Source organism: Streptomyces sp. NBC_01439 (assembly GCF_036227605.1).
Taxonomy (GTDB): Bacteria; Actinomycetota; Actinomycetes; order Streptomycetales; family Streptomycetaceae; genus Streptomyces.
Genome location: NZ_CP109487.1, coordinates 6,621,634 through 6,644,546, shown reverse-complemented (window position 1 = coordinate 6,644,546; position 22,913 = coordinate 6,621,634). Strand labels below are relative to the sequence as shown.

Annotated in this window: 22 protein-coding genes; 11 read left to right on the top strand and 11 right to left on the bottom strand. The window is 70.6% G+C overall.

The genetic code is table 11. From position 1 onward, the window contains the following. Window positions 1-308 precede the first annotated feature (308 nt). The 5 genes from OG207_RS30135 to OG207_RS30115 are packed head-to-tail and all read right to left on the bottom strand — an operon-like array spanning window position 309 to window position 6,264. The gene (locus OG207_RS30135) at window positions 309-1,310 is read right to left on the bottom strand and encodes a LacI family DNA-binding transcriptional regulator (RefSeq protein WP_329102676.1); all 1,002 of its coding nucleotides are present in this window, start codon (window positions 1,308-1,310) and stop codon (window positions 309-311) included. Then, the gene (locus OG207_RS30130) at window positions 1,307-2,956 is read right to left on the bottom strand and encodes a glycoside hydrolase family 13 protein (protein ID WP_329102674.1); all 1,650 of its coding nucleotides are present in this window, start codon (window positions 2,954-2,956) and stop codon (window positions 1,307-1,309) included. The genes OG207_RS30135 and OG207_RS30130 overlap by 4 nt, the downstream gene beginning before the upstream one ends. A gap of 50 nt (window positions 2,957-3,006) precedes the next feature. Continuing rightward, window positions 3,007-3,918, bottom strand: coding sequence for a sugar ABC transporter permease (locus OG207_RS30125; RefSeq protein ID WP_329102672.1), 912 nt, complete (start codon window positions 3,916-3,918; stop codon window positions 3,007-3,009). 2 nt (window positions 3,919-3,920) lie between these two features. Continuing rightward, on the bottom strand, window positions 3,921-4,982 hold the full coding sequence (locus tag OG207_RS30120) for a carbohydrate ABC transporter permease (protein ID WP_329102669.1): 1,062 nt from the start codon (window positions 4,980-4,982) through the stop codon (window positions 3,921-3,923). A gap of 7 nt (window positions 4,983-4,989) precedes the next feature. After that, complete coding sequence (locus tag OG207_RS30115; protein ID WP_329102667.1) at window positions 4,990-6,264, bottom strand: extracellular solute-binding protein; 1,275 nt, start codon at window positions 6,262-6,264, stop codon at window positions 4,990-4,992. 222 nt (window positions 6,265-6,486) lie between these two features. Between OG207_RS30115 and OG207_RS30110 the strand changes: the two genes are divergently transcribed. The 5 genes from OG207_RS30110 to OG207_RS30090 all read left to right on the top strand — a co-directional run bounded on the left by OG207_RS30110 (window position 6,487) and on the right by OG207_RS30090 (window position 12,521). Next, on the top strand, window positions 6,487-8,241 hold the full coding sequence (locus OG207_RS30110) for a glycoside hydrolase family 13 protein (RefSeq protein ID WP_329102666.1): 1,755 nt from the start codon (window positions 6,487-6,489) through the stop codon (window positions 8,239-8,241). Between the two features lie 26 nt (window positions 8,242-8,267). Beyond that, the gene (locus OG207_RS30105) at window positions 8,268-9,299 is read left to right on the top strand and encodes a LacI family DNA-binding transcriptional regulator (RefSeq protein WP_329102664.1); all 1,032 of its coding nucleotides are present in this window, start codon (window positions 8,268-8,270) and stop codon (window positions 9,297-9,299) included. A gap of 131 nt (window positions 9,300-9,430) precedes the next feature. Next, complete coding sequence (locus tag OG207_RS30100) at window positions 9,431-10,351, top strand: hypothetical protein (RefSeq protein WP_329102661.1); 921 nt, start codon at window positions 9,431-9,433, stop codon at window positions 10,349-10,351. A gap of 168 nt (window positions 10,352-10,519) precedes the next feature. After that, on the top strand, window positions 10,520-11,530 hold the full coding sequence (locus OG207_RS30095; protein WP_329102659.1) for a DUF389 domain-containing protein: 1,011 nt from the start codon (window positions 10,520-10,522) through the stop codon (window positions 11,528-11,530). A gap of 94 nt (window positions 11,531-11,624) precedes the next feature. Then, window positions 11,625-12,521: a phosphatase PAP2 family protein gene (locus OG207_RS30090; protein WP_329102657.1), complete on the top strand. Its 897-nt coding sequence runs from the start codon at window positions 11,625-11,627 to the stop codon at window positions 12,519-12,521. Between the two features lie 136 nt (window positions 12,522-12,657). On the opposite strand, the gene OG207_RS30080 is transcribed toward OG207_RS30090, so the two are convergent. The 5 genes from OG207_RS30080 to OG207_RS30060 form a co-directional block, all read right to left on the bottom strand. Next, a complete protein-coding gene (locus OG207_RS30080) occupies window positions 12,658-14,727 on the bottom strand; it encodes a phosphocholine-specific phospholipase C (RefSeq protein ID WP_329102656.1) in 2,070 nt (689 codons plus the stop codon). Window positions 14,728-14,855: 128 nt separating this feature from the next. Then, window positions 14,856-15,353: a GNAT family N-acetyltransferase gene (locus tag OG207_RS30075; RefSeq protein ID WP_329102654.1), complete on the bottom strand. Its 498-nt coding sequence runs from the start codon at window positions 15,351-15,353 to the stop codon at window positions 14,856-14,858. Between the two features lie 43 nt (window positions 15,354-15,396). Then, complete coding sequence (locus OG207_RS30070) at window positions 15,397-16,581, bottom strand: hypothetical protein (RefSeq protein ID WP_329102652.1); 1,185 nt, start codon at window positions 16,579-16,581, stop codon at window positions 15,397-15,399. Window positions 16,582-16,586: 5 nt separating this feature from the next. Continuing rightward, the gene (locus OG207_RS30065) at window positions 16,587-16,847 is read right to left on the bottom strand and encodes a DUF397 domain-containing protein (protein WP_329102650.1); all 261 of its coding nucleotides are present in this window, start codon (window positions 16,845-16,847) and stop codon (window positions 16,587-16,589) included. Then, window positions 16,844-17,707 (bottom strand): helix-turn-helix domain-containing protein, encoded by an 864-nt coding sequence (locus OG207_RS30060; RefSeq protein ID WP_329102648.1) that lies wholly within the window; start codon window positions 17,705-17,707, stop codon window positions 16,844-16,846. The genes OG207_RS30065 and OG207_RS30060 overlap by 4 nt, the downstream gene beginning before the upstream one ends. Before the next feature lie 85 nt (window positions 17,708-17,792). Between OG207_RS30060 and OG207_RS30055 the strand changes: the two genes are divergently transcribed. From OG207_RS30055 to OG207_RS30045, 3 genes are all read left to right on the top strand, one after another. After that, window positions 17,793-18,269 carry an ATP-binding protein gene (locus OG207_RS30055; protein WP_329102646.1) on the top strand — a complete coding sequence of 159 codons (477 nt, stop codon included), beginning with the start codon at window positions 17,793-17,795 and terminating at the stop codon, window positions 18,267-18,269. Window positions 18,270-18,473: 204 nt separating this feature from the next. Continuing rightward, the gene (locus OG207_RS30050) at window positions 18,474-19,373 is read left to right on the top strand and encodes a helix-turn-helix domain-containing protein (RefSeq protein ID WP_329102644.1); all 900 of its coding nucleotides are present in this window, start codon (window positions 18,474-18,476) and stop codon (window positions 19,371-19,373) included. 350 nt (window positions 19,374-19,723) lie between these two features. After that, a complete protein-coding gene (locus OG207_RS30045) occupies window positions 19,724-20,449 on the top strand; it encodes a leucine-rich repeat domain-containing protein (protein WP_402696354.1) in 726 nt (241 codons plus the stop codon). Between the two features lie 295 nt (window positions 20,450-20,744). Here OG207_RS30045 and OG207_RS30040 read toward each other — a convergent pair whose 3' ends face one another. Continuing rightward, window positions 20,745-21,047 (bottom strand): heavy metal-binding domain-containing protein, encoded by a 303-nt coding sequence (locus OG207_RS30040; RefSeq protein ID WP_329107988.1) that lies wholly within the window; start codon window positions 21,045-21,047, stop codon window positions 20,745-20,747. Between the two features lie 606 nt (window positions 21,048-21,653). Between OG207_RS30040 and OG207_RS30030 the strand changes: the two genes are divergently transcribed. The 3 genes from OG207_RS30030 to OG207_RS30020 all read left to right on the top strand — a co-directional run bounded on the left by OG207_RS30030 (window position 21,654) and on the right by OG207_RS30020 (window position 22,880). After that, window positions 21,654-22,181, top strand: a complete 528-nt coding sequence (locus tag OG207_RS30030; protein ID WP_329102641.1) for a CAP domain-containing protein — start codon at window positions 21,654-21,656, stop codon at window positions 22,179-22,181. A gap of 111 nt (window positions 22,182-22,292) precedes the next feature. Next, window positions 22,293-22,559, top strand: a complete 267-nt coding sequence (locus OG207_RS30025) for a hypothetical protein (protein ID WP_329102639.1) — start codon at window positions 22,293-22,295, stop codon at window positions 22,557-22,559. A gap of 39 nt (window positions 22,560-22,598) precedes the next feature. Continuing rightward, window positions 22,599-22,880, top strand: coding sequence for a hypothetical protein (locus OG207_RS30020; RefSeq protein ID WP_329102637.1), 282 nt, complete (start codon window positions 22,599-22,601; stop codon window positions 22,878-22,880). The last annotated feature ends 33 nt before the right edge of the window (window positions 22,881-22,913 follow it).

The following is a 22,913-nucleotide window of genomic DNA, read 5'->3' as shown; positions in this document are numbered from 1 at the left end:
CCCTGCAAGAGATTGCGCAAGAGATTGCAGAATTGTTTCCGAGGCGTGTCCTCCTGGTCCGGCCCGGACTCCGTCCAGGAGAAGGCGAGTTGACCTCGACGTGCGGCGGGGGCTTCGGGGAGGGCGGGGTCCTCTCGGGCGGTATCGGGGATGGGCATGGGGGTTTCCCGTCAGTCCCATCCCCGATACCGACCAGGCGGCTCCCGACCGCCCACACCCCCGCCATACCTCCCCGACCCCGCCCATTTGCCCGGCGGTTGGGATCCCGGGCGGGGCGGAACAGGCCCGCGCCGCCCCGCCCGGGAGGACTACGGTGCCTGGGCCGTCGAGCCCCGGACCACCAGTTCCGGTTGGAAGACGTACTCCGTGCGCTGGACCGGGGTGCCCGACACCGCCTCCAGGAGGGCGCCCACCGCCGCCGTCGCCATCGCGCGCACCGGCTGGCGGACCGTCGTCAGCGGCGGGTCCGTGAACGGGATCAGCGGGGAGTCGTCGAAGCCGACGACCGACACGTCCTGCGGCACCCGCAGCCCGCGCTCGCGCGCCGCCCGGATCACGCCGAGCGCCATCGGGTCGCTGCCGCACACGATGCCCGTGCAGCCGCGGTCCAGCAGGGCCATGCCCGCCGCGTGTCCGCCCTCCACCGTGAAGAGCGTGCGCTGGATCAGCCCGTCCGCCTCCGCCTCCGGCAGCGCCGCGAGGAACCCCTGCTCCTTGCGTGCCGACGGCACGTACCGGGTCGGCCCGATCGCGAGGCCGATCGTGCGGTGTCCCAGGTCCTGCAGGTGCCGTACGGCGATGTCCGCCGCCGCCCGGTCGTCCGGGGAGATGAAGGGGGCGTTCACGTGCTCGTTGAAGCCGTTGATCATCACGAACGGCAGCCCTCGGGAGGCGAGGCGCTGGTAGCGCGCGGGGTCCGCGTGGGCGTCCGCGTGGAGGCCCGACAGGAAGACGATCCCGGTGACCCCGCGCTCCTCCAGCTGTTCGACCAGTTCGTCCTCGGTGGCTCCGCCGGGGGTCTGCGTGCACAGCACCGGCGTGTACCCGTGCCCGGCCAGCGCCTGCTCGATGACCTGCGCGAACGCCGGGAAGATCGGGTTGGTGAGCTCCGGGATCAGCAGCCCGACCAGCCCGTTGCTGCGCCGTTTGAGCCGGACGGGCCGCTCGTAGCCCAGCAGGTCGAGCGCGGCCAGCACCTTGTGCCGGGTGCCGGCCGCCACGCCCGGTTTGCCGTTGAGGACGCGGCTGACGGTCGCCTCGCTGACCTGGGCCTGCGCGGCGATGTCCGTCAGTCGGAGGGGGGAGGTCACCCCGCCGTCACCTGCCACCACACCGTGGTGTCGGCCGGCAGCACGCCGTCCTCGACCGTCGCGCCGCTGGAGAGCAGTACCTCGCCGGCGACGGGGAACCGTACCGCCGTGCCGGTGGTGTTGGCGGTGCAGAGGAAGGCCCCGCGGCGGAAGACCAGGACGCCCTCGGGGGCCTCCTGCCAGTCCACCGACTCGCCCGCGCCCAGGTCCGGGTGCTCGCGGCGCAGCCGCAGGGCGGCCCGGTACAGCTCCAGGGTGGAGGACGGGTCGCCGGTCTGCGCCGCCACGCTCAGATCCGCCCAGGACTCCGGCTGCGGGAGCCAGCTGCCGCCGGTGCCGAAGCCGTACGGGGCCTCGGTCCCCGACCACGGGATGGGGACCCGGCAGCCGTCGCGGAAGCCGTCCTGGCCGGCCGCGCGGGTGAACGACGGGTCCTGGCGGACCTCGTCCGGCAGGTCGGTGACGTCGGGCAGGCCGAGCTCCTCGCCCTGGTAGACGTACGCCGAACCGGGCAGGGCCAGCATCAGCAGGCTCGCCGCACGGGCTCGCCGCAGACCCAGCTCGCGGTCGCCGGGCTCGCGCAGCTGGGTGCCGAGGCCCGCGGGGTTGGCGAAGCGGGTGGCGTGCCGGGTGACGTCGTGGTTGGACAGCACCCAGGTGGTGGGGGCGCCGACGGTGCGCATGGCGGCCAGCGAGCCGTCGATGACCTCGCGGAGCGCGCTCGCCTCCCAGTCGCTGGTCAGGTACTGGAAGTTGAAGGCCTGCTGCATCTCGTCGGGGCGGACGTAGAGGGCCGTGCGCTCGACGGTCGGGGTCCATGCCTCGGCGACCAGGACGCGGGCGCCCTCGTACTCGTCGAGGATCCGGCGCCAGGACCGGTAGATCTCGTGGACGCCGTCCTGGTCGAAGAAGGGCATGACGTCGTTGCCGAGCAGCTTCAGCTGGTCCTTGGCTCCGAGATCGGGCAGGCCGGGCGCCTTGACCAGGCCGTGGGCGACGTCGACGCGGAAGCCGTCGACGCCGAGGTCGAGCCAGAAGCGCAGGATGGAGCGGAACTCGTCCTGGACCGCGGGGTGCTCCCAGTTGAAGTCGGGCTGCTCGGGGGCGAAGAGGTGCAGGTACCACTCGCCGTCCGCGACCCGGGTCCAGGCCGGGCCACCGAAGATCGACTCCCAGTCGTTGGGCGGCAGCTCCCCGTTGTCGCCCTGTCCGGGGCGGAAGTGGAAGCGCTCGCGCAGCGGGGTGCCGGGGCCTTCACGCAGCGCCTGCTTGAACCATTCGTGCTGGTCGGAGCAGTGGTTGGGGACGAGGTCCACGATGATGCGCAGGCCCAGTTCGTGGGCTTCGCGGATCACGGCGTCGGCGTCGTGCAGGGTGCCGAACATGGGGTCGATGGCCCGGTAGTCGGCGACGTCGTAGCCGGCGTCGGCCTGCGGGGAGGCGTAGAACGGGCTGAGCCAGACGGCGTCGACGCCCAGCTCCTTCAGGTAGGGCAGGCGGCTGCGGATGCCTTCGAGGTCCCCCATGCCGTCCCCGTTGGAGTCGGCGAAGCTGCGCGGATAGACCTGGTAGATCACCGCTTCTCTCCACCAGCCGGGCTGCGTGCCGGTGGAGGTGGGGAGCGCGTCGGCGAGGTGCTGGGTCATGGTGTCCTTGGAGAGATCGGGCCGGGGTGGGAGGGGGCAGGCTCGGGTGGTCAGCCCTTGGTTGCGCCTGCCGTCATCCCGGCGACGAGGTGACGCTGGGCGAAGACGAAGAAGATCGCCGCGGGGATGGCGATGAGCACCGAGGCGGCGCTCATGGCTCCCCAGTTGGAGGTGTACTGCGTGACGAACGTCTGCAGTCCGCCGGCCAGGGTGAGGTTCTCCTCGCCGACCATGAAGGCGGAGGCGTACGCGACCTCGCCCCACGCGGTGATGAAGGCGTAGAAGCCGGTGACGGCGAGGCCGGGCTTGGCGAGCGGCAGGATCAGGCGCCAGAAGGTGCCGAAGGGGTTGAGTCCGTCGACCCGGCCCGATTCGTCGATCTCCACCGGGATGGTGTCGAAGAAGCCCTTCATCATCCAGGCGCAGAACGGCACCGCGATGGTGAGGTAGGTGATGATCAGGCCGAGCGGCTGGTTGAGCAGGCCGAGGTCGCCCATGAGGTTGTAGAGCGGGACGATGAGGATCGCCATCGGGAACATCTGCGTGATGAGCAGGGTCCACATGAGCGGCTTCATGCCGGGGAACTTGAAGCGGCTGACCGCGTATCCGGTGGTGGCGGCGATGAAGACACCGAGGACGGTGGTGATGCCGGCGACCAGGACGGAGTTGCCGAACCAGCTGAGGAAGTGGCTCTGCTCCAGCAGGTTCGTGTAGTTGCTGAGGGTCGGTTCCTTGACGAAGTCGGTGGTGACCGCGTGCTTGGCCGGCTTGAGCGAGGTCAGCACGATCCACAGCACCGGGAAGACGGCGATCACGGACGCCACGACGAGGGTGCCGTGCAGGCCGATGGAGGCGAGCGGGGAACGGCTGCCCCGGGGGCGGGCGGTCGCCTTGTCGGCGGTCGCCTTGCCGGGGGTCGCCTTGCCGGGGGTGGCCGTACGAGCGGTGGTCGCGGTGGACATGGTCACCACACCTCTCCCTGCTTGCGCAGCGAGCGCCGGTAGACCAGCGCGAAGATCATGAGCAGGGCGAGGATCAGGACGCCCCACGTGGCCGAGCCGGCGAAGTCGCGCGGGCTCGACACGAACGCCTCGCGGAAGGCCTGCGTCACCAGGATCTCGGTGGAGTCGCCGGGTCCGCCCCGGGTGAGCAGGAAGATCACCGGGAACATGTTGAAGGTCCAGATGGTGGAGAGCAGGATCACCGTCATGCTCACCGTACGCAGCCCGGGCAGGGTGATGTGCCGGAAGCGCTGCCAGGCGCTGGCGCCGTCCATCTCGGCGGCCTCGTAGAGCTCGCCGGGGATCGACTGCAGGCCGCCGAGCAGGGCGACCATCATGAAGGGGATGCCGAGCCAGACGTTGACCGTGATGACCGAGAACTTGGCCCAGGTCGGGTCGTCGAGCCACGGGATCGCGGCTATGCCGCCGCCGTCGAGGATCTTGTTCAGGATGCCGTTGTCGCGGTTGAAGAGGAACCGCCAGGCGAAGACGGAGACGAAGCCGGGGACGGCCCAGGGGAGGATGAGCGCCATCCGGTAGGCGGCGCGGCCCCGGAAGTCCCGGTTGAGCATGTTGGCCAGGACCAGACCGAGCGTGAAGGTGATGGACACGCACGCGACGGTCCACATCACCGTCCACACCAGCCGCTGCAGGAACACCGGGTCGCTGAGCACGTCCACGTAGTTGTCGAGTCCGACGAACTGGTACGTGGCCTCGATGTGCCGGGCGCCGATGGTGCGCGAGACGTTGCGCTCGGTGGCGTCGGTCAGCGACAGGTAGACGCCCCGGACCAACGGCCAGCCGATGATCACGCCGAGGACGAGCACCACCGGGGCGACCATGGCCCAGGCGTACCAGTGCGTGCCGACGGCGCGCCGGAGGCCGGACGCGCCTTTCCCGCCGCGGGCACCGCCGCGGTTACCGCTGTCGCTGTCAGTCCTGCGGCTCCGGCCGCGGGCGGCGACGTCGTTCTCGACGTCGTCGCCCGCGGCCTTCGCCACCGACTGGCTGGTGTGAGCAGCCATGGTTTCGTTACTTCCAGCCCTTGAGGATCTTGCGGAACTCGACGCCGGCCGCCTTGGCCGCGTCCTCCGGGCTCGACGCCCCGGTGATCGCCTTGGTGTATTCGACCTTCAGCGGCTCGAAGAGGGATCCGTTCTCCGGGATCCAGGCGCGCTCGACGGCCTTGTCCACGGCCGGCTTGAAGAACTGGACCATCTCGTTGCCCTTGACGTCCGGCTGCTCGTAGGCGGCGGTACGGGTCGGGAGCAGGCTGAGGTCCTTGGTCGACTGCACCTGGACCTCCTGAGAGGTCATGTACTCGACGAAGGCGTGCGCGGCGGCGGTGTTCTTGGAGCCGGCGTAGACGGCGAGGTCGTGGCCGCCCTGCGGGGCGCCGGCCTTGGCCGAGCCGGCCGGGACGGCGGCGATGCCGAGGTTGGCCTTGTCCTTGAACTGGTCGCCGGCGTAGGTGTCGGCGACGGCCCACGGACCGTTGATCATCATGGCGGCCTCGCCGGTCTTGAAGGCCGTCTGCATGTTGGCGTAGCCGTCGGTGGCGTTGGTGATCGCCGCACCCGAGGCGACCAGGTCGCGGGCGGTCTTGAAGGCCTTGACGCCCGCCTCGTTGTCGACGGTGACCGTCTTGTTCTTGGCGTCGACGAGGTCGCCGCCCTCACCGTAGATCAGCGGGAGGAACCAGTAGGAGTCGTCGCCGCGCAGGTAGAGGGCGGCCTTGCCGGTCTTCGCCTTGATGGCCTCGGCGGCGGTCTTCACCTCCGCCAGCGTCTTGGGGGGCTGGACGCCGGCGTCGGCGAGCATCTTCTTGTTGTAGAAGAGGCCGAGGCTGTCGATGACCTGCGGGACGGCGTAGGTCTTGCCCTCGAACTTGCCGCTGGCCGCGGCCTGCGGGAGGAACTCGGCGTCGACCTTCTTCGCCGTGTCGGCCGGGACCTCGTCGAGGTAGCCCAGGGAGGCGAAGTCCGCGACCCAGCCGACGTCGGCACGGATGACGTCAGGCGCGTCGGAGCCGCTGCTGAAGGCGTTCTTGACCTTGTTCTGCGCGTCGCCGTACGGGACGTTGACGTACTTGACGGTCACCTTCGGGTGCTTCGCGGTGAACGCCTCGGCGATCTTCTGGAAGCTGGCCTTCTCGGCGTCGTTCGAGGTGTCCCAGTACGTAACCGTGCCGGAAAGCTCGCCGCCCGCCTTGGTGCCGTCGGCCGCGTTCTTGTCGTCCCCACCGCAAGCCGTCGCCGCGAGCGCCAGGGTCGCGACCAGCGCGGTGGCCGCTATGCCACGCCGCATATGAACTCCTTCGATGATCCCGGCCGCGCCCTCGCGGTCCCGAGTTGCCAGGAACGTAACAAGACTGAAAGAGGACCGAAAGACCTTGCGCAAACTTTCTGCAAGCGGAGGCGATCGTTACATCCGTGTGTCCGTACGGTTGCCGCAGCTTGCTGTTAGTTCGAGTCACCTTCGACTGCCGGGGCCCGCAACCAGGGGGCATGTACCCGCGTTGACCCCGATATGACCCACGACTCGACGGCCGTCCAGCTTGCAAGCTCTTCCAGCAACGCGACCGCGAGCGGTGGCTGGTGGCGCGATGCCGTCATCTATCAGGTGTACGTGCGCTCCTTCGCCGACAGCGACGGGGACGGCATCGGGGACCTCCGCGGGGTCCGCTCCCGCCTCCCCCACCTCGCCCGCCTCGGGGTCGACGCCGTGTGGCTCACCCCCTTCTACGTCTCCCCGCAGGCCGACGGCGGCTACGACGTCGCCGACTACCGTGCCGTCGACCCCCTCTTCGGGGACCTCTCGGACGCCGACGAGCTGGTCCGGGCCGCGCACGCGCTGGGGCTGCGGGTGATCGTGGACGTGGTGCCGAACCACACCTCCGAGCAGCACCCGTGGTTCCGCGCCGCCCTCGCCGGGGATCCGGGGGCCCGCGAGCGCTACCACTTCCGCCCCGGGCGGGGCGCGGGCGGCGCGGAGCCCCCGAACGACTGGGAGTCGATCTTCGGCGGCCCCGCCTGGACCCGGGTCGCGGACGGCGCGTGGTACCTGCACCTCTTCGCCCCCGAGCAGCCCGACCTCGACTGGGACCATCCCGAGGTCGCCGCCGAATTCGCCTCCGTCCTGCGCTTCTGGCTCGACCTCGGCATCGACGGGTTCCGCATCGACGTCGCCCACGGCATGGTCAAGGCCCCGGGCCTGCCGGACATCGGCCGCGGCGCACAGGCCACCTTGATCGGCACCGAGCCGCTCCCCTTCTTCGACCAGGACGGGGTCCACGAGATCCACCGTTCCTGGCGCCGCCTCCTCGACTCCTACGGGGGCGGGCGCATCGGGGTCGCCGAGGCCTGGGCGCCCACCTCGGAGCGGCTCGCCCTGTACGTGCGCCCCGACGAACTGCACCAGGCCTTCAATTTCCGCTTCCTGAACTGCCCGTGGGACCCCGCCGCGATGCGCACCGTCATCGACGAGTCCCTGGCCGCCACCACCGCCGTCGGCGCCCCGACCACCTGGGTGCTGTCCAACCACGACGTCGTGCGCCATGTGACGCGCTACGGCGGCGGGGTCCGCGGCCTGGCCCGGGCCCGGGCGGCCGCCCTGCTGATGCTGGCCCTGCCCGGGTCGGCCTACCTCTACCAGGGCGAGGAGCTCGGCCTTCCGGAAGTGGCGGACCTCCCGGACCGGGTCCGCCAGGACCCGGCCTTCCGCCGGGGACGCCGTCGGCCGGGGAACACGGACGGCCCGACCGCCTCGGAACCGGAGGGACAGGACGGGCTGCGCGACGGGTGCCGGGTGCCGCTCCCCTGGTCCGGCGCGGAGCCCCCGTACGGCTTCGGGCCGACCGGCAGCTGGCTCCCGCAGCCCGCCGGCTGGGGCGGCCTCAGCGTCGCCGCGCAGACCGGCGACCCGCACTCGACGCTGGAGCTCTACCGCGCCGCCCTGGAACTGCGCCGGGCGATGCCGGGACTGGGGGCGCCGGAGGCCGGTACGGGGGCGGGAACGGAGGTGGGGGTCGACGCGGGGTCGGGGGTCGACGCGGGCGCCGATGCCCCGGCCGAAGCCCCGTACGCATGCGGAATGCGCTGGCAGTCCGCCCCCGAGGGCGTGCTCCTCTTCACCCGCCCCGGTTTCGCCTGCACCCTCAACACCCGCCCCGGCCCGGTCGAACTTCCCGCGCCCGGACGCCCCGTACTCTCCAGCGCCCCGGTGGAGACGGACGGCCGAACCGTCCGGCTTCCCCCGGATTCGTGCACGTGGTGGTCATGGTGAACGTCCGACCGGTACAGTCCAATCCCGTGACCGCACGGCTAGCCGACATCGCAGCCCAGGCGGGGGTCAGCGAAGCCACAGTCAGCCGCGTGCTCAACGGCAAGCCCGGTGTGGCCGCAGGCACCCGCGAATCCGTGCTGGCCGCCCTCGACGTACTCGGCTACGAGCGGCCCGTGAAGCTGCGCCAGCGCAGTGCGGGGCTCGTCGGTCTGATAACTCCCGAACTGGACAACCCGATCTTCCCGGCGCTCGCCCAGGTAATCGGCCAGGCGCTGACCCGGCAGGGGTACACGCCGGTGCTGGCCACGCAGACGCCCGGCGGGTCCACCGAGGACGAGCTGACCGAGATGCTGGTCGACCGCGGGGTCTCCGGGATCATCTTCGTCTCCGGCCTGCACGCCGACACCACGGCCGACATGGGCCGCTACGACCAACTCCGCGGACAGGGCGTCCCGTACGTCCTCATCAACGGGTTCTCCGAAAAGGTGCAGGCCCCCTTCGTCTCCCCCGACGACCGGGCCGCGATGGTCCTCGCCGTCACCCACCTGACCGCGCTCGGGCACACCCGCATCGGGCTCGCGGTCGGGCCGAAGCGCTTCGTGCCGGTCCTCCGCAAGATCGAGGGCTTCCGGCTCGGGATGAAGGAGCGGCTCGGACTCGACGAGACCGAGATCGAAGAGCTGATCCAGCACTCCCTCTACTCGCTGGAGGGCGGCCAGGCCGCCGCGTCCGCGCTGATCTCGCGCGGCTGCACGGCGGTGGTGTGCGCGAGCGACATGATGGCGCTCGGCGCGATCCGGGCGGCCCGCCAGCAGGGGCTGAAGGTCCCGCAGGACGTGTCGGTGGTCGGCTTCGACGACTCCCCGCTCATAGCGTTCACCGACCCGCCGCTGACGACCATCCGCCAGCCCGTGCAGGCGATGGGGCAGGCGGCGGTCCGGACCCTGCTGGAGGAAATCGGCGGCACGCCGGCCCCGCACAGCGAGTTCGTCTTCCTCCCCGAACTGGTGGTGCGCGGCTCCACCGCCTCGGGCCCGGGCCAACGCCGCCGGGACTAGGGCGTCCCGCGCGAGGCCGCGATCGGCTGCCCGGACCGAGTGCCGACGCGGTGCCCGCCCGGACCTCGGCCTCGAATGGTCGACGCGTGTGATCATGGGGCGACACGTTCCTTCGCCCGCGAGGTGATTATTTGACGAAAGTGGCACTGCGGCCCTACGCACTGTTGCCTCGGCAGTACGACGAACGGAAGGTCCTGGCCTCCACGGTGGACGCGTGGGGAAGGGCCCTCTGGTTGATGTGCGCCAACGCCCGGTTCCAGCCCCGGCCCTACGGCTGGCGCTCCGTGGAGCCTCCGGAGTTGCCCTTCGACGCGCTCCTCGTCATCCGTGACGGGGACCACGTCCACGAGCGGACCCTGTACGGCGTGGCCACGGTACCGAAGCGGATCGACGCGCTGAGCCGGGACGAGTTCGTCCTGTACGGCTTCGGCCGGGGGGACCGGGACAGGCGCAATGGTCAGCTCTTCGGCCGGCAAGGCCGTTCCCGTCGACGCTTCTCCCTGGGCTCCGGCCTCCAGCACATGGTGGCGGACGGCCGGGCGAACCTCTGGACCGGCTACAACGACGAGGGTGTCCACGGGGACCCCATCGGTGCGGGCGCCCTCATCCGGTGGGACACCGGCGGCAACCGCCTCCACGGCTTCTACCCGCCGAAGCCCCACCACATCGTGGTGGAGATCGACGGGCTCAACGTCACGGACTCGGTCGTCCGAACCGTCTACGGCCCCGGCTCGCCCCTGGCCGAGCTGCGGGTCGGGGAGCCGATCCGGTTCCGGAAACTGCCCGTTGCCAATGCGTGGGGCCTCGCCGTACGGGACGACCGCCTGCTGCTACTCGGAGGCGCCGAGCCGGGCACCGCCCACCCCCACCTGCGGCAGGTCCACCACTGCCGGCTGACCGACGGCGGGGCGGTGATCACCGGCAGGGGCGAGCTGACTTGGCCGAACGGCGATCCCGTACGCCGGTACACCCGCCCCGTCGGCCGCGGACCCCACCTCTACGTGCGCAACCGCCCCTCCATGCGGCTGTGGTACCGGCTGAGCGTGCCCTAGCCGCATTGCCTCGTGATGTCGCGATCGGTCGGCAATCTCGTGGAGGCCGATCTCGTGGAGGCCGATGTCGTGGCTGACGGGCCGGCCGCCCGGGGCGCTACCGGCGCGCGGGGCCGGGCGGTCGTGTTGCTGCGGCGGCGCGGGGATCCCGGTCCCGATACTGGGCAGATGCCCTTGACCGGCCGGCTGCGCGACAGGATCCTGCCCGACCACAAGCGACGTTCCCTGGAGGACCTCCAGGAGGATCTCGACCTGTCGTCCGGGGACGGTCGGGCGAAGCAGTCGGCCTTCTGGACCATGCTCACGCTGTCCTCCGTGATCGCCGCGTGCGGGATCCTCACGGACTCCACCGCCACCGTCATCGGGGCGATGATCATCGCCCCGCTGTCCACGCCGATCATGGGGATCGCCCTCGGCGCCGTGCAGCGCCGCCGCTCCACCGCCCTCGCCTTCGTGGCGCTCGGCGGCCTGCTGGCGCTCCTGATCGGTGCGGCGGCCTCCCTGGTGGTGCCCCCGTCGTACGACTTGCTGTCGGACAGTCAGATCTCCGGCCGGACCTCCCCCGGGCTCCTCGACCTGATCGCCGCCCTGGCGACGGGCTTCGCCGGGGCCGTGGCACTGTCCCGCAAGGACGTCGCCGCGGTCCTGCCGGGGGTCGCGATCGCGATCTCCCTGGTGCCGCCGCTCGTGGTGACGGGCGTGTGCGCCGGCCAGACCTCGTGGTGGCTCGCGCTGGGCGCGTTGGTGCTCTTCGTGTCCAACCTCCTCGCCATGGTCTTCGCGGGCATGGTGGTCTTCGCCGCCCTCGGGTACACCCGGCCCGTCGGGCGTCCCGCCCGGGGGCGGGCCCCGCGCCGCGCCTACGTGATGCTCGGGCTGCTGTTCACGGCTGTCCTGCTGCCGCTGGGCGCCAACACGGTGACCGCGGTCCTGCTGAACGCGTGGACCTCGCGGACCTGGACCGCCGCCGAGCGCTGGCTCTCCGCCAGCCCCGGTTCGGCGGTCACCGGAGTCGACGCCCAGTCCAGGACCTTCTACGTCCACGTGCGCAGCCCCGGGGACCTCCCGCCGATCGACGACCTGCTCGAAGACCTCGAAGGACAGCTCCCCGACGGCATCCCGATCGTGGTCGACGCCACCCGCGGACAGCAGATCGTCGCCGGGAAGGTGGGGGGCTGATGCGGCGACGTAGTACCCAGGTCTGAGCGGCTGCGTCGAAGACCGTACCGAGGGATGATCGGAGGCGGGAACGCATCTGGCAGACTCTCTGCCCATGGGTGAATCGAGCGTGAAGACACTGGAAACCCGGACGGACGTCTCATCACCCACCGTGGTCGAGACCGAGACCCGCCCGGGGTCCGAGCGCACCCTGCTCACCCGGTTGCGAGCCCCGCGCCGGCCCCGGATCTGGTTCGAAGTGCTGCTCATCGCGATCAGCTACTGGACCTACTCGCTGATCCGCAACGCCGTGCCCGAGCAGAAGGCGGCGGCCCTCGCCAACGCCGACTGGATCTGGAGCGCCGAGCAAACCCTCGGCATCGCCGTCGAGCAGTCGGTCAACCACGCGGTCAACTCCGTGACGTGGCTGATCGTGGGCATGAACTACTACTACGCCACGCTCCACTTCGTCGTGACGATCGGCGTGCTGGTCTGGATCTACCGTTTCCATCCGGGGCGGTACGCCGCCACGCGCATGGTCCTCTTCGCCACCACGGGCGTCGCCCTGGTCGGCTACTACTGCTACCCGCTCGCGCCGCCCCGGCTGATGAACGGGCAGGACTTCATCGACACCGTGCTGGTCCACCACACCTGGGGCTCCATGGCCTCCGGCAACCTCAAGCAGATGTCGAACCAGTACGCGGCGATGCCGTCCATGCACATAGGGTGGTCGCTCTGGTGCGGCCTGACGATCTTCGCGGTCGCCTCGGCCCCCTGGGCCCGGATCCTGGGCCTGCTCTACCCGACGGCGACCCTCGTCGTCATCGTGGCCACCGCCAACCACTTCTGGCTCGACGCCGTGGGCGGCATACTCTGCCTGGCCTTCGGCTACACGGTCTCGCGGTCCTGGTACGGCTCCTTCGCCCACCGCCTGCCCCGCCACCCCGAGCACACGGGCCCGCACCCGGCCGCGGAGCTGCTGAACCGGGTCCGGGTCCGTACCCGCGCCTGAGGCTGCTGCTGCCCCGGCGCCATCCACTTCCCGGGCGCGGTGAGGGTCTCGAAGCCCGCCCGGGCGTAGACGGCGTGCGCGTCGGCGGTGGCGAGCAGCACCCGGCGCAGCCCGGAGCGCGGGCGCGGGCCGGGGGTCAGGAGCCCTGGTTCGTCAGGATCGCCGGGTCCGACAGGCCGGCCGCGCCCGTCTCGACCTTGCCGGCGAAGCGGCGGCCGAAGTCCGCGAACTCGGACGCGGTGACCGTCACGTCGTACCAGCGTCGGGTGTTCTTCAGGGAGACGCTGTACGTGACGGTGGCGCCCTTGGCGACCGTGAGGCGCTTGGGGCCGCCGCCGTAGGCGTTGGTGACGGTGAGCGTTGCGGTCGACGCCCCGGCGTTGGTGAGGGTGAGGTCCAGGTTCCCCGTGGTGGCGTTGTGGCGGGCGGTGACCTCGGGGCCGGGGGTGGTACCCGGGTTGCGGAAGCCGCGCAGGAAGCCGTTGGGGCCGTGAACGGTCAGGTCGGTGACGCCGGCCGAGTAGCGGGTGTTCCAGGCGTCCGAGATCGACGTGCCGGCCCCGGTGGTGTACGTCCAGGGGGCGTCGGTCCGGTTGCCCGCGGTGACGTAGAACTGCGCGCCCAGGTCCGGGCCGCCGCTGAAGGTCAACTTGAACTTGCCCTCGCCGGTGAGTGCGGCGCCATCCACGTACGGGGCGTACTTCAGCGGACGGGTGCGGCACTGGCCCTTCTCCTGGCGCGGCATGCTGCCCACGGCGGGCGGGGTGGCCCGGAAGTCGGGGTGGCGCTCGCGGTCCTGCGGCTGCCACGCGCCGGTGTCGGGCAGCGACACCGCGGCCGTGTCCCGGCGGGCGAAGTCGAAGGCCGAGGTCAGGTCACCGCAGACGGCCCGGCGCCAGGGCGAGATGTTGGGCTCGTGCACACCGAAGCGCTTCTCCATGAAGCGAATCACGGAGGTGTGGTCGAAGGTCTCGGAGCAGGAGTAGCCGCCGGTGCTCCACGGCGAGACGACGAGCATCGGGACGCGCGGGCCGAGCCCGTACGGTCCGGCGACGTAGCCGGTCTTGCCGGGGAAGACGTCGAGGGCGGTCGGCGTGGTCGACAGGCCCTGGCCCGCGTTGGCCGGGGCGTACGGCGGGACGACGTGGTCGAAGAAGCCGTCGTTCTCGTCGTAGGTGATGAACAGTGCGGTACGGGCCCACACGTCGGGGTTGGAGGTCAGCGCGTCCAGCACCTGCGCGATGTACCACGCGCCGTAGTTGGAGGGCCAGTTCGAGTGCTCGCTGAAGGCCTCGGGGGCGGCGATCCAGGAGACCTGGGGCAGGGTGCCGGCGGCGACGTCGGCGCGCAGCCGGTCGAAGTAGCCCTCGCCGGTACGGGCGTCGGTGCCGGTGCGGGCCTTGTCGAAGAGCGGGTTGCCGGGCTGGGCACTGCGGTAGTTGTTGAAGTAGAGGAGCGAGTTGTCGCCGTAGTTGCCGCGGTAGGCGTCGTCGATCCAGCCCCAGGATCCGGCGGCGTCGAGACCGTTGCCGATGTCCTGGTAGACCTTCCAGGAGATGCCGGCCCGCTCCAGGCGCTCGGGGTAGGTGGTCCAGCCGTAGCCGGCCTCGGCGTTGTTGAGGACCGGGCCGCCGCCGGTGCCGTCGTTGCCGGTGTGGCCCGACCAGAGGTAGTAGCGGTTGGGGTCGGTCGAACCGATGAAGGAGCAGTGGTAGGCGTCGCAGAGGGTGAACGTGTCGGCGAGGGCGTAGTGGAAGGGGATGTCCTCGCGCGTCAGGTACGCCATGGTGGCCGGCGTCTTGGCGGGCACCCAGTTGTCGTACTTGCCCTTGTTGAAGGCGCTCTGGCCGCCGGCCCAGTCGTGGTTGAGGCCCTGGAGGAACTCCATGCCGAGGTCGTCGGACGGCGGGCGGAAGGGCAGCGTCTCCTCGCCCGCGTTGTCGGCCTGGTGCCAGACGGACTTGCCGCTGGGCAGGGTCACCGGGCGCGGGTCGCCGAAGCCGCGGACCCCGCGCAGCGCGCCGTAGTAGTGGTCGAAGGAACGATTTTCCTGCATCAGGACCACGATGTGCTCGACATCGGCGATGGTGCCGGTCGTCCCCTGCGCGGGGATGGCGGCGGCGCGCGCGATGCTCTCGTTGAGCAGGCTCAGGGCGGCGGCGCCGCCGGTGAGCTGGAGGAAACGGCGGCGGTTGAGTTCTGCCATGGCGAGAAGGACCTCTGCTCTGTTCGAGGATGCGTGAGCGCTCTTCAGAACAGCGTGCCCGGAGTACCGGAGGGCAAGCCCGATGTGACGGCTGCGGGTACGTCAGGCGAACGGCGGGCCAGGAGGGGTCAACACGCGCGCTCGTATTCGACCTGGGTGAGGGGCTTCCCGTCGCCGAAGTCGAAGGGGCGGGCGGCGCCGCTCTCGGTGAAGCCACACTTGGTGTAGAAGCGGCGGGACTGCGGGGTGTCGTGCAGGGTCCACAGGTGGGTCCGGGCGAATCCGTCGGCGCGCAGCTGGTCCAGCGTCCCGGTCATCAGCGCGGCCGCGATGCCGCTGCCCCAGCCGTCGGGGTGGCCGTAGAAGGAGAGGATCTCGGCCAGCCCGGGCCGGGTCGAGGACGTCCTGAAGGCGCTCAGCGCCAGCGGACGGCCGTCGTGTTCGGCCAGCAGGATCGGGGGGTCCGCCTGCCCGACCCTTTCGTGCCACCGCGTTCGCCGGCTCCGGACACCGTCTGCGGCGAACTCGGGATCGAAGAAGGGGGCGTAGGACGCTTCCCAGGCCGCGGCGTGGATCTCGCCGAGGACGTCCCCGTCGTACGGGCCTGCGCGACGCACTGTGAACATGCCCTCACCGTAACTCCCCGGCGTTCCCGTGCACTTGGGAATGTCAGACCGAACGCCTGCTGAACCCGAAGATCCGCCTTCGTGCGGGAGCCGGTAGGGGCACGAGCTCCTTCGAGGGCGTCGGTGGGGGGCCGCCCGCGCACGGGCCGATCCGCTCCAGAGCCTCGGTGAGGGTGCGGACGTAGGCCGCGTCCACCAGGATCCGTATCCGCTCGAAGGGGTGTCCGAGCCGTTCCTCCTGCGCCAGGATCCGGCCCAGCAGGGGCGCTGCGGCGACGGCCGGGGCGCCGATCTCCCCGAGGTGACGGACGGCCTCCTGCACCGGCACGGTCGGATGCCCCGCCCAGGCCGGGTCCACCTCGGCCAGCAGTACGGGTACGGCGGGCTCGGGGTCCCCGGTGATCCGCCAGTACGCGTGCGCGGCCGCGACCCGGGTCCACGCGCCGGGCGAGTCCAGCAGGCCGCGCACGGTGTCCGCGTGGGCCGCGGCCAGCGGGCCGAGATCGGCGAGGAAGGGCAGGCCGTGGCTTCCCGTCCCGGATCGCACGGCCGTTCCGCACACGTCGAGGGCGAGGGTGGGATCACCGGTGACCCGCCAGTGCGCCCAGGCGGCCGGCCGCGGGTGGTGCCGGCGGGCGCGCGGGGCACGACCGGTGGCGAAGTCGGTCAGCCGGTTCGCCGTCCCGGCCGCGGCGGGCCCGATCCGACCGAGGACGCGCAGGGCGTCGTAGGCGTATTCGGTGTCCAGGTACCGGGTCACCTCGGGCACGGCGGGGGCGGCGGCCGCACCGCAGAGCGCGAGGACGTCGAGGGCGGTGGTGTTGCCGTGGTAGTCGTCGCCGTCGCGCAGCAGCTTGGTCAGCATGACCGGAGCCAGCTCGGCTGCGGGCAGCGCGGCCATGACCCGGGCCTCCGGTCGGCTGTAGGGGAGCCCGCCGTGCTCCGCGAGGCGCCGGAGGGCCGGCAGGGCCCGCAGGTCGCCCATCCCGGCAAGTGCCAGGGCGCGCGCCTGCACGTCGTGGCCGACGGCGGTCCCGAAGGACCCCTGATGTCGGCGGAGGTCCTCGGCGATCCGGTCGGCATGCCGGGCGACGGCCCGGCCCGCCTGGACGAGCGCCTTGTCGGCGTCGTAGCTCGACGCCTCGGAACAGACCGCTTCGACCACGACGTCCCAGCACGCCGGATCCGGCCGCCGGTACCGGTGCACGGCCTCGACGGCAGAATCCACCCGTCTCACGAGGTGACGGCGTGGGCGACGAAGTCGCTCCAGGCAGCCGGGGTGAGCGCGAGCCGGGCGTACTCGGGCCGCTTGGAGTCCCGGACGAGGACGGTACCGGGGGTGTGGGCGACCTCGACGCACTCGTTGCTGTCGCTGGCGCTGTAGCTGCTCTTGGTCCAGGCGACCTCGATGCAGTTCGGGCCGTCGTTGGTGCTGTAGCTGCTCTTCACCCACGTCAGCGCGGAGAGGCTCTCGCCCGACGGCTTGATACTCATGTCTCTCCCAGTACCTTCTCGATGAACGTCAGCGATGCGCGAGGCGTCAGAGCCTGTGCCCGGATCATGCCATAGCGCATGTCCAGGATCTGGACCTCTTTCGGTTCAGTAATCAAGCGGCTGACCAGCTGAACTTCGTTGTGCCCGACGGTTGTTCCGTCCCTGAGTCTCATGACCGTGAGGGACCCTGCGAGCCCAGCATGCTCCTCGACGAGGGTGGGCATCACCTGGATTTCCACGTTGCGCAACTGGCCAACCTCCAGCAAGTGTTCCAGTTGGCGGCGCATAACCATCTTGCCCCCGATGGGCCGACGAAGGACAGCCTCGTCCTGGACGACGGTCAGCAAGGGGGCGGGGTTCTGCCGAAGGATGTCTTGACGTGCCAGCCTCGCCGCAACCAGACGCTCGGTCTCGTCCTCCGAGTAGACGGGGCGCCGCACTGCATACAGAGCGCGCGTGTACTCCTCGGTCTGGAGCAGGCCCGGCACCACTCCGTTGTCGTACGACCCGATCTCCACCGCCTGGGATTCCAATTTGGCGAGATCCCGAACCTTCTTCGGATACCGCGCCCGCTGAATGTCCTCCTTCATCGCAGCGATTTTCCCACCCGCCCCCAGGACCTCGTCCGCCTTGTCCAGGAACTCCGGACGCGGAATGCGGGCGCCGCGCTCGATCTTGTAGATCAGATTGGCGCCGTAACCCATCCGTTCGCCGAACTTGGAACGGTCGAGCCCGCTCGCCTCCCGCCACATTTTCAACTGGCGTCCCACCGCGGCGATGACCGCCCCGGATTCGTCCTCCGGGTCGAGTTCCCAGCTCGACTCGTCCGTGCCGTCCGTGCCATCCGTGCTCACTGCCACCTCCGCTGGACCGGGAGGACACGACGGGACGAGCTTGGACAGCCGTCGTACACAGCGCCCTCAACTCTGTTCAGGTTACGCACGGATGGCCACGCTGAGTCACGTGAATCAGGAAACCCGCCTCGTCGCCATGCTCCCGTCCACCCCGCGCGGAGCACGTGCCGCCCGCGCCCTCACGGTCGACCAACTCGCAGAACAAGGACTTCCGTTCGAGGGCGCCGCGCAGGTCGTCGCCGAGCTCGCCGCGAACGCCGTGACACACGGCCGCGTACCCGGGCGGAGCTTCCGGCTCGCGTTGCGGATCACGGACGGGCCTACGCTGCGTATCGAAGTGTCGGACACCAGGCGGGAGTTCACACCGCTCGCAGCGCCGGCGGGGCCCGGGGCGGAATCGAGGCGGGGGCTCGTCCTCGTCGCCGCGTTCGCCTCGCGCTGGGGAATCGATCACGGGCCCGCGCCGCTGAAAACCGTATGGGCGGAAATGGATTTGGGGAGTCCGATTTCACCGGATCGAGGTTTCCACGACCCGGTGGGGCAGCGACCGGTTCCGCACGACATCTAAAGATAGATAACCGGGGGAAATAACCTCTCCATACCTCCCCCTCCCCTCTCACTCGGTCGGGTGAATCACCCCAACCGAGCTAGCGCATATGACAATTCGCCGGGCACTCTGACTCCCGACAACCCCATAAAACGCGTACGGCCCTCGTACGGGACTGGCATCCCGAGCGAGGGCCTGACCACAGCGGAAGAACGAACCTTCCCCATGGCTGACCAGCAGCTTAGCGCCCCTGCGCGCGTCCCGTCGGGCATCCGACACATCAACCACGACCACCGCCGCGGCTACGTCAAGATCGGCAACCATCTCGCCCAGCACCGCGAGCTGAGCCTGACCGCGATCGGCCTGGCCACGCACGTCCAGTCCGTCCCGGCGGGCAGCAAGGTCACCATCAAGGACCTTGCCGAGCGCTTCCCGGAGGGCGAGGTCCGCATCGCCGCCGCCCTGCGCGAGCTGGAGGCACACGGCTACCTGGCCCGTTTCCAGGAGCGGCTCCCGTCCGGGCGTGTCGTGACCTGCACGGTCTCGTACAACAACCCGCCGGCCAGGTCGGCGGAAACGGCGCGCGAGCGCCGCACGCCGGAGCCGTCCCCGGACCCCGAGCCCGAGCCTGCTCCCGATCCCAACCCGGAACCCGATCCGGAACCCGCTCCCGCCCCGGAGCATGCTCCCGACCCCGCCCCGGATGAGGAGCTGGCGGACGTCCCGGAAGCCGAGCTCCAGGCGAGGGAGCTACTGGCCCGCCTGCGGCTGCGTGATCCCCGGCTGGTGCTGTCCGAGCGCGACACGGTGCGGCTGGCGCCCGCCGCGGCGCTCTGGCTGGAGCGCGGGCTCGTACCGGGCGCCGTCACCGCCGCGCTGACGCGCGCGCTGCCCCAGACGGTGATCCACTCCCCGGCCGCACTGCTCGCCCACCGCCTGCGCGAACAACTGCCGCCCCGCCTCCCGGACCCCTGGGCGGCACACCCCGCACACCCCGCACACCCCGACCGCGAAGTCCATCCGCTCCGCTCCTGCGAAGAGTGCGACCGCGCCTTCCGCTCCCCCGCCCCGGGCCTCTGCACCGGCTGCACCCCGACGCAAGCCGCGGCGGCAGCCGCTGCTTAGGCTTTGATGTGCCGCGCGATGTCGGGTTGACTCGAGGGAGGCCGTGAAGAGTGTTCGAGTTGAATCTGCCCGTCGAGACACTGGAAGTACGGGGGCCGTTGTTCGCGGCTGGCGTGGTGTGGCTGCGGCTGGAAGGTACCGACTTCCCCGCGTCCGGTTGGCACGACAGCCCGCTCTCGGTCTTCGGCTCGCTCCGCACGGCCGTGCCTACCGCCTCGCCAGCACCCGCGCCCGCGCCCGCGCCGAACACGCCGAGGCGAGTTGATCTTGCCCTAACCGTCTGACGGCCCATCGCCGCCGAAGGAGGTCCCGGACGAGAATCGGAGACCAGACTGCCTGACGAAGGGGAGATCGCTGTGAGGAACACACTGAACTTGTGGCGTCAAGAGCTCGGAGAGGTGCCCGAGTCGGTCTGGCGGCGGACCGAGCTCGCCGTGCTGATCCTCGCTGACAACGGACTCACAGCCCTCCCGCCGGACATCGGGCAGCTCCACCAGCTGAAGACCCTGGACTTGGGTCACAATGCGCTGACGTCGGCGCCCGAAGAACTCGGCAAGCTGACCGAGCTCAGCGACTGCCTCTACTTGCACGACAACCAGCTGTCTCGGATCCCCGACTCTCTGGGAAACCTGACCCGGTTGCGTTACCTCAACGTCGGCGAGAACGCGCTCACCACCCTGCCAGAGACCATTGGTGGGATGAGCGGTCTCATCGAGTTCAGGGCGCAGCACAACCGGCTCACCAGCCTGCCCGACTCCATCGGCCAGCTCCGCTGCCTGCGTGAGCTGTGGCTCCGAGGGAACGCGATCGAGCGTTTGCCGTCGTCAGCAGCCAAGCTGCACGAACTGCGTCACCTGGACCTACGCGAGAACTCCCTGACCGAGGTGCCGGAGTCACTTGCCGGCCTCCCTCGACTGCGTCAGATCGACCTGCGGAGCAACAGTCTCGGCCAGCTGCCCGACTGGCTCGCCCTGATGCCATCGCTGGAGAAGCTGGATCTGCGATGGAACGGGGTCGATCCCTCCCTACCGCTCATCAGCGAGCTGGAGCGGCTGGGGTGCGTCGTCCTGACCTGACAGCGACGACCCGCTCGCGCCGCAGTCCCGTTACTTCTCGGGCTCTGGCTCAACTTCTGTGAAGTACTCACTGACAGTCAGATCTTCGAAGCGAGACGGCACTGATGAAGGTATGTGGGGAACTGTGCCGAGGCGAGGAGAGGGGTTCGGTTGTTGAGTCCGGCGGCCGTGTGGTCGAGCCGTCATCCGCAGCAGATGAGAAGTCAGGGCTGCGAAGACCTCCGGGCCCGGAAGCCGTTGGCGTTGCCCACGCGGCGGAACCGGATTTGGCGAAGCCGTACGGCGTGCCCTCCCGTTACTCGGATGGCGTCCACCGGACGGCAGTGCCGTATGCGACGAAGTGCGTACTGAACTGGCCGACGTCCGGGACGATCGACACACCGAGCACACCGTCGGCACCAAGCCCGCGGGCCTCGCTCTGCATGCTTTCCACCGCTTCCATCACACTTTGCCGCCGGTATCCGGCGACGATGCCGAGAGCGGTGTGCGGGTGGGGCGGTGCAGGCACAGTCACGCTGTAGAAGCCAAGGCTGGCTTCCCGGGCAGCCCACTCCCGTTCCTGGCGTGCCTCGAATTCCTTCTTCTGCTTTCTATCCATCGCGCCATCCTCTCGCGCCCCTGAACGCGCGATCGACATCAGGCCCCTTGGCAACTGATGCCCGGCGCCATCACTCACGGTGCACGCTTCACGGAATGTGAGCCAGAGCCACTGCAGATGAACAAAGCCACTGGGGCGGCCAATCCGCCGGGGCGCCATCGAGCGGGCCATGACCTGTGGGGATGCAGGTGCGTCACCGGCCTGGCCTCGTGTGAGGACGAAGGTGAGCGGTCGGCAGCGGCCCTCGGCGGCGAGGTGACTACGAGCGCCGTTCCTGCCCCTCCGCTCCGGCGCACGGCTCGCCGTCGGCCCGAGGACAGCCGTGGCCCCATGCTGCACGCCCTACCCGGCCCCCGCATGCGCGCAGCGGCTCGGCCCGACCCGTCCTCGCGGCCCTCGCGGTCGCCCCGCACACCTTCTCCGATGCCGCACCCACAGGCGTCCGGTCGTCGGGACGCGCCACCGGTCGTACGGTGGATGGAGGCGCGCGCCCCCCGCAGCAGCCCGCGGCGGTGCACGTGCCCGCACTGGCCGCGCTGCACCCCGACCCCGAGGGGCGGGTGCCACGGGCGGCTCCCCACGACCCCCGACGAGGGGAAAACTCTGATGCGTACCAAGAACAGCCGGATCCGTCGCGTGTGCGCCGCCGCCTGTACCGTCCCGCTGCTCCTGCTCGGCGGCGCGGCCACCGCGATCGCCGTCCCGGCGACCGCCACGGCGGCGTCGACCTCCGTCACCCGCAGCGTGCAGCAGTCCACGCCGGACGAGATCCTCGCGCTGGTCAACGCCGAACGGGAGAAGGCAGGTTGCGAGCCCCTGACGGTGGACCCGCGGCTCGCGGCGGCCGCCCAGGCCCACGCCGACGACATGGCCGCGAACGGGCTGACCGCGCACACCGGCTCGGACGGGTCCAGCGACCTGTCCCGCATGGAGAAGGCCGGCTACTCGCCCGCCGGCCCGTCCTCGGAGAACGTCTCCGGACCGGGCCACGCCTCCTCGAAGTCCCACGTCGACGGCTGGATGGCCAGCACCAGGGGCCACCGGGCCGCCATCTTGAACTGCACGTACAAGCAGACCGGGATCGGCACGAACGGTGAGTACGCCGTCCAGCTCTTCGCCGTCCAGTCGAGGTAGCCGCACCGCTGATCCGGCACCGACCGAGGGGAAAGCCTTGCCGAGCGGTCCGGTACGGGGAGACCGGACCCGCCGGCGACGAATTCGGAGAGCAGGTACGTCCCCATGCACATGTCGACCCGAGTCGCCGGTGTCCTCACCGGCCTGGCCCTCGCCCTCGGCGGCGCCGCCTTCGCGGCCCCCGCCGCCCACGCCGACGTCACGGCCTGCATCAACCAGGTCGAGCGCGAACTGCAGGGCGGCGAGGCCCCGGACTCCGTCCGCATGGCCTGCTACGTCGGCCTCACCGGCGACCACGAGCAGTGCGTGTCCGGCCTGACCGGTGCAGGTGTCACCAACGGGACCGCCGTGAGCGCCTGCCGGGTGGCCCCCGAGTAGGAGTTCCACCACTCGTTTCCGAGAGCAGGTGTGTGCCCCATGCGCACGTCCACGTCGATCCGTATCGCCGGTGTGCTCACCGGCCTGACCCTCGCGCTCGGCGGCGCGGCCCTCGTCGCCCCGGCCGCCCACGCGGACATCCCCGCCTGCACGAACATGGCCGCGCAGGCGGGCGCCGAGGTCACCGACGCCGTCACGGCGTCCTGCCGGCAGGGCGTGAGCGGCGATCTCCAGGGCTGCGTGAGCGGCCTGACCGCGGCCGGCGTGCCCGGTGGCGCCGCCAACGGCGCCTGCCGGACGGCGGCCCTGGAACCGCGGTAGGGCCCGCGGGGTACCGGCAACGAACGTAACGCC

What these genes read in the sequence shown, in the direction of transcription:
- OG207_RS30130 (WP_329102674.1), bottom strand. Translation starts at nt 2,956, where the DNA reads ATGACCCAGCACCTCGCCGACGCGCTCCCCACCTCCACCGGCACGCAG.
- OG207_RS30125 (WP_329102672.1), bottom strand. Translation starts at nt 3,918, where the DNA reads ATGTCCACCGCGACCACCGCTCGTACGGCCACCCCCGGCAAGGCGACC.
- OG207_RS30120 (WP_329102669.1), bottom strand. Translation starts at nt 4,982, where the DNA reads ATGGCTGCTCACACCAGCCAGTCGGTGGCGAAGGCCGCGGGCGACGAC.
- OG207_RS30115 (WP_329102667.1), bottom strand. Translation starts at nt 6,264, where the DNA reads ATGCGGCGTGGCATAGCGGCCACCGCGCTGGTCGCGACCCTGGCGCTC.
- OG207_RS30110 (WP_329102666.1), top strand. Translation starts at nt 6,487, where the DNA reads ATGACCCACGACTCGACGGCCGTCCAGCTTGCAAGCTCTTCCAGCAAC.
- OG207_RS30095 (WP_329102659.1), top strand. Translation starts at nt 10,520, where the DNA reads ATGCCCTTGACCGGCCGGCTGCGCGACAGGATCCTGCCCGACCACAAG.
- OG207_RS30090 (WP_329102657.1), top strand. Translation starts at nt 11,625, where the DNA reads ATGGGTGAATCGAGCGTGAAGACACTGGAAACCCGGACGGACGTCTCA.
- OG207_RS30080 (WP_329102656.1), bottom strand. Translation starts at nt 14,727, where the DNA reads ATGGCAGAACTCAACCGCCGCCGTTTCCTCCAGCTCACCGGCGGCGCC.
- OG207_RS30075 (WP_329102654.1), bottom strand. Translation starts at nt 15,353, where the DNA reads ATGTTCACAGTGCGTCGCGCAGGCCCGTACGACGGGGACGTCCTCGGC.
- OG207_RS30065 (WP_329102650.1), bottom strand. Translation starts at nt 16,847, where the DNA reads ATGAGTATCAAGCCGTCGGGCGAGAGCCTCTCCGCGCTGACGTGGGTG.
- OG207_RS30055 (WP_329102646.1), top strand. Translation starts at nt 17,793, where the DNA reads ATGGCCACGCTGAGTCACGTGAATCAGGAAACCCGCCTCGTCGCCATG.
- OG207_RS30050 (WP_329102644.1), top strand. Translation starts at nt 18,474, where the DNA reads ATGGCTGACCAGCAGCTTAGCGCCCCTGCGCGCGTCCCGTCGGGCATC.
- OG207_RS30040 (WP_329107988.1), bottom strand. Translation starts at nt 21,047, where the DNA reads ATGGATAGAAAGCAGAAGAAGGAATTCGAGGCACGCCAGGAACGGGAG.
- OG207_RS30030 (WP_329102641.1), top strand. Translation starts at nt 21,654, where the DNA reads ATGCGTACCAAGAACAGCCGGATCCGTCGCGTGTGCGCCGCCGCCTGT.
- OG207_RS30025 (WP_329102639.1), top strand. Translation starts at nt 22,293, where the DNA reads ATGTCGACCCGAGTCGCCGGTGTCCTCACCGGCCTGGCCCTCGCCCTC.
- OG207_RS30020 (WP_329102637.1), top strand. Translation starts at nt 22,599, where the DNA reads ATGCGCACGTCCACGTCGATCCGTATCGCCGGTGTGCTCACCGGCCTG.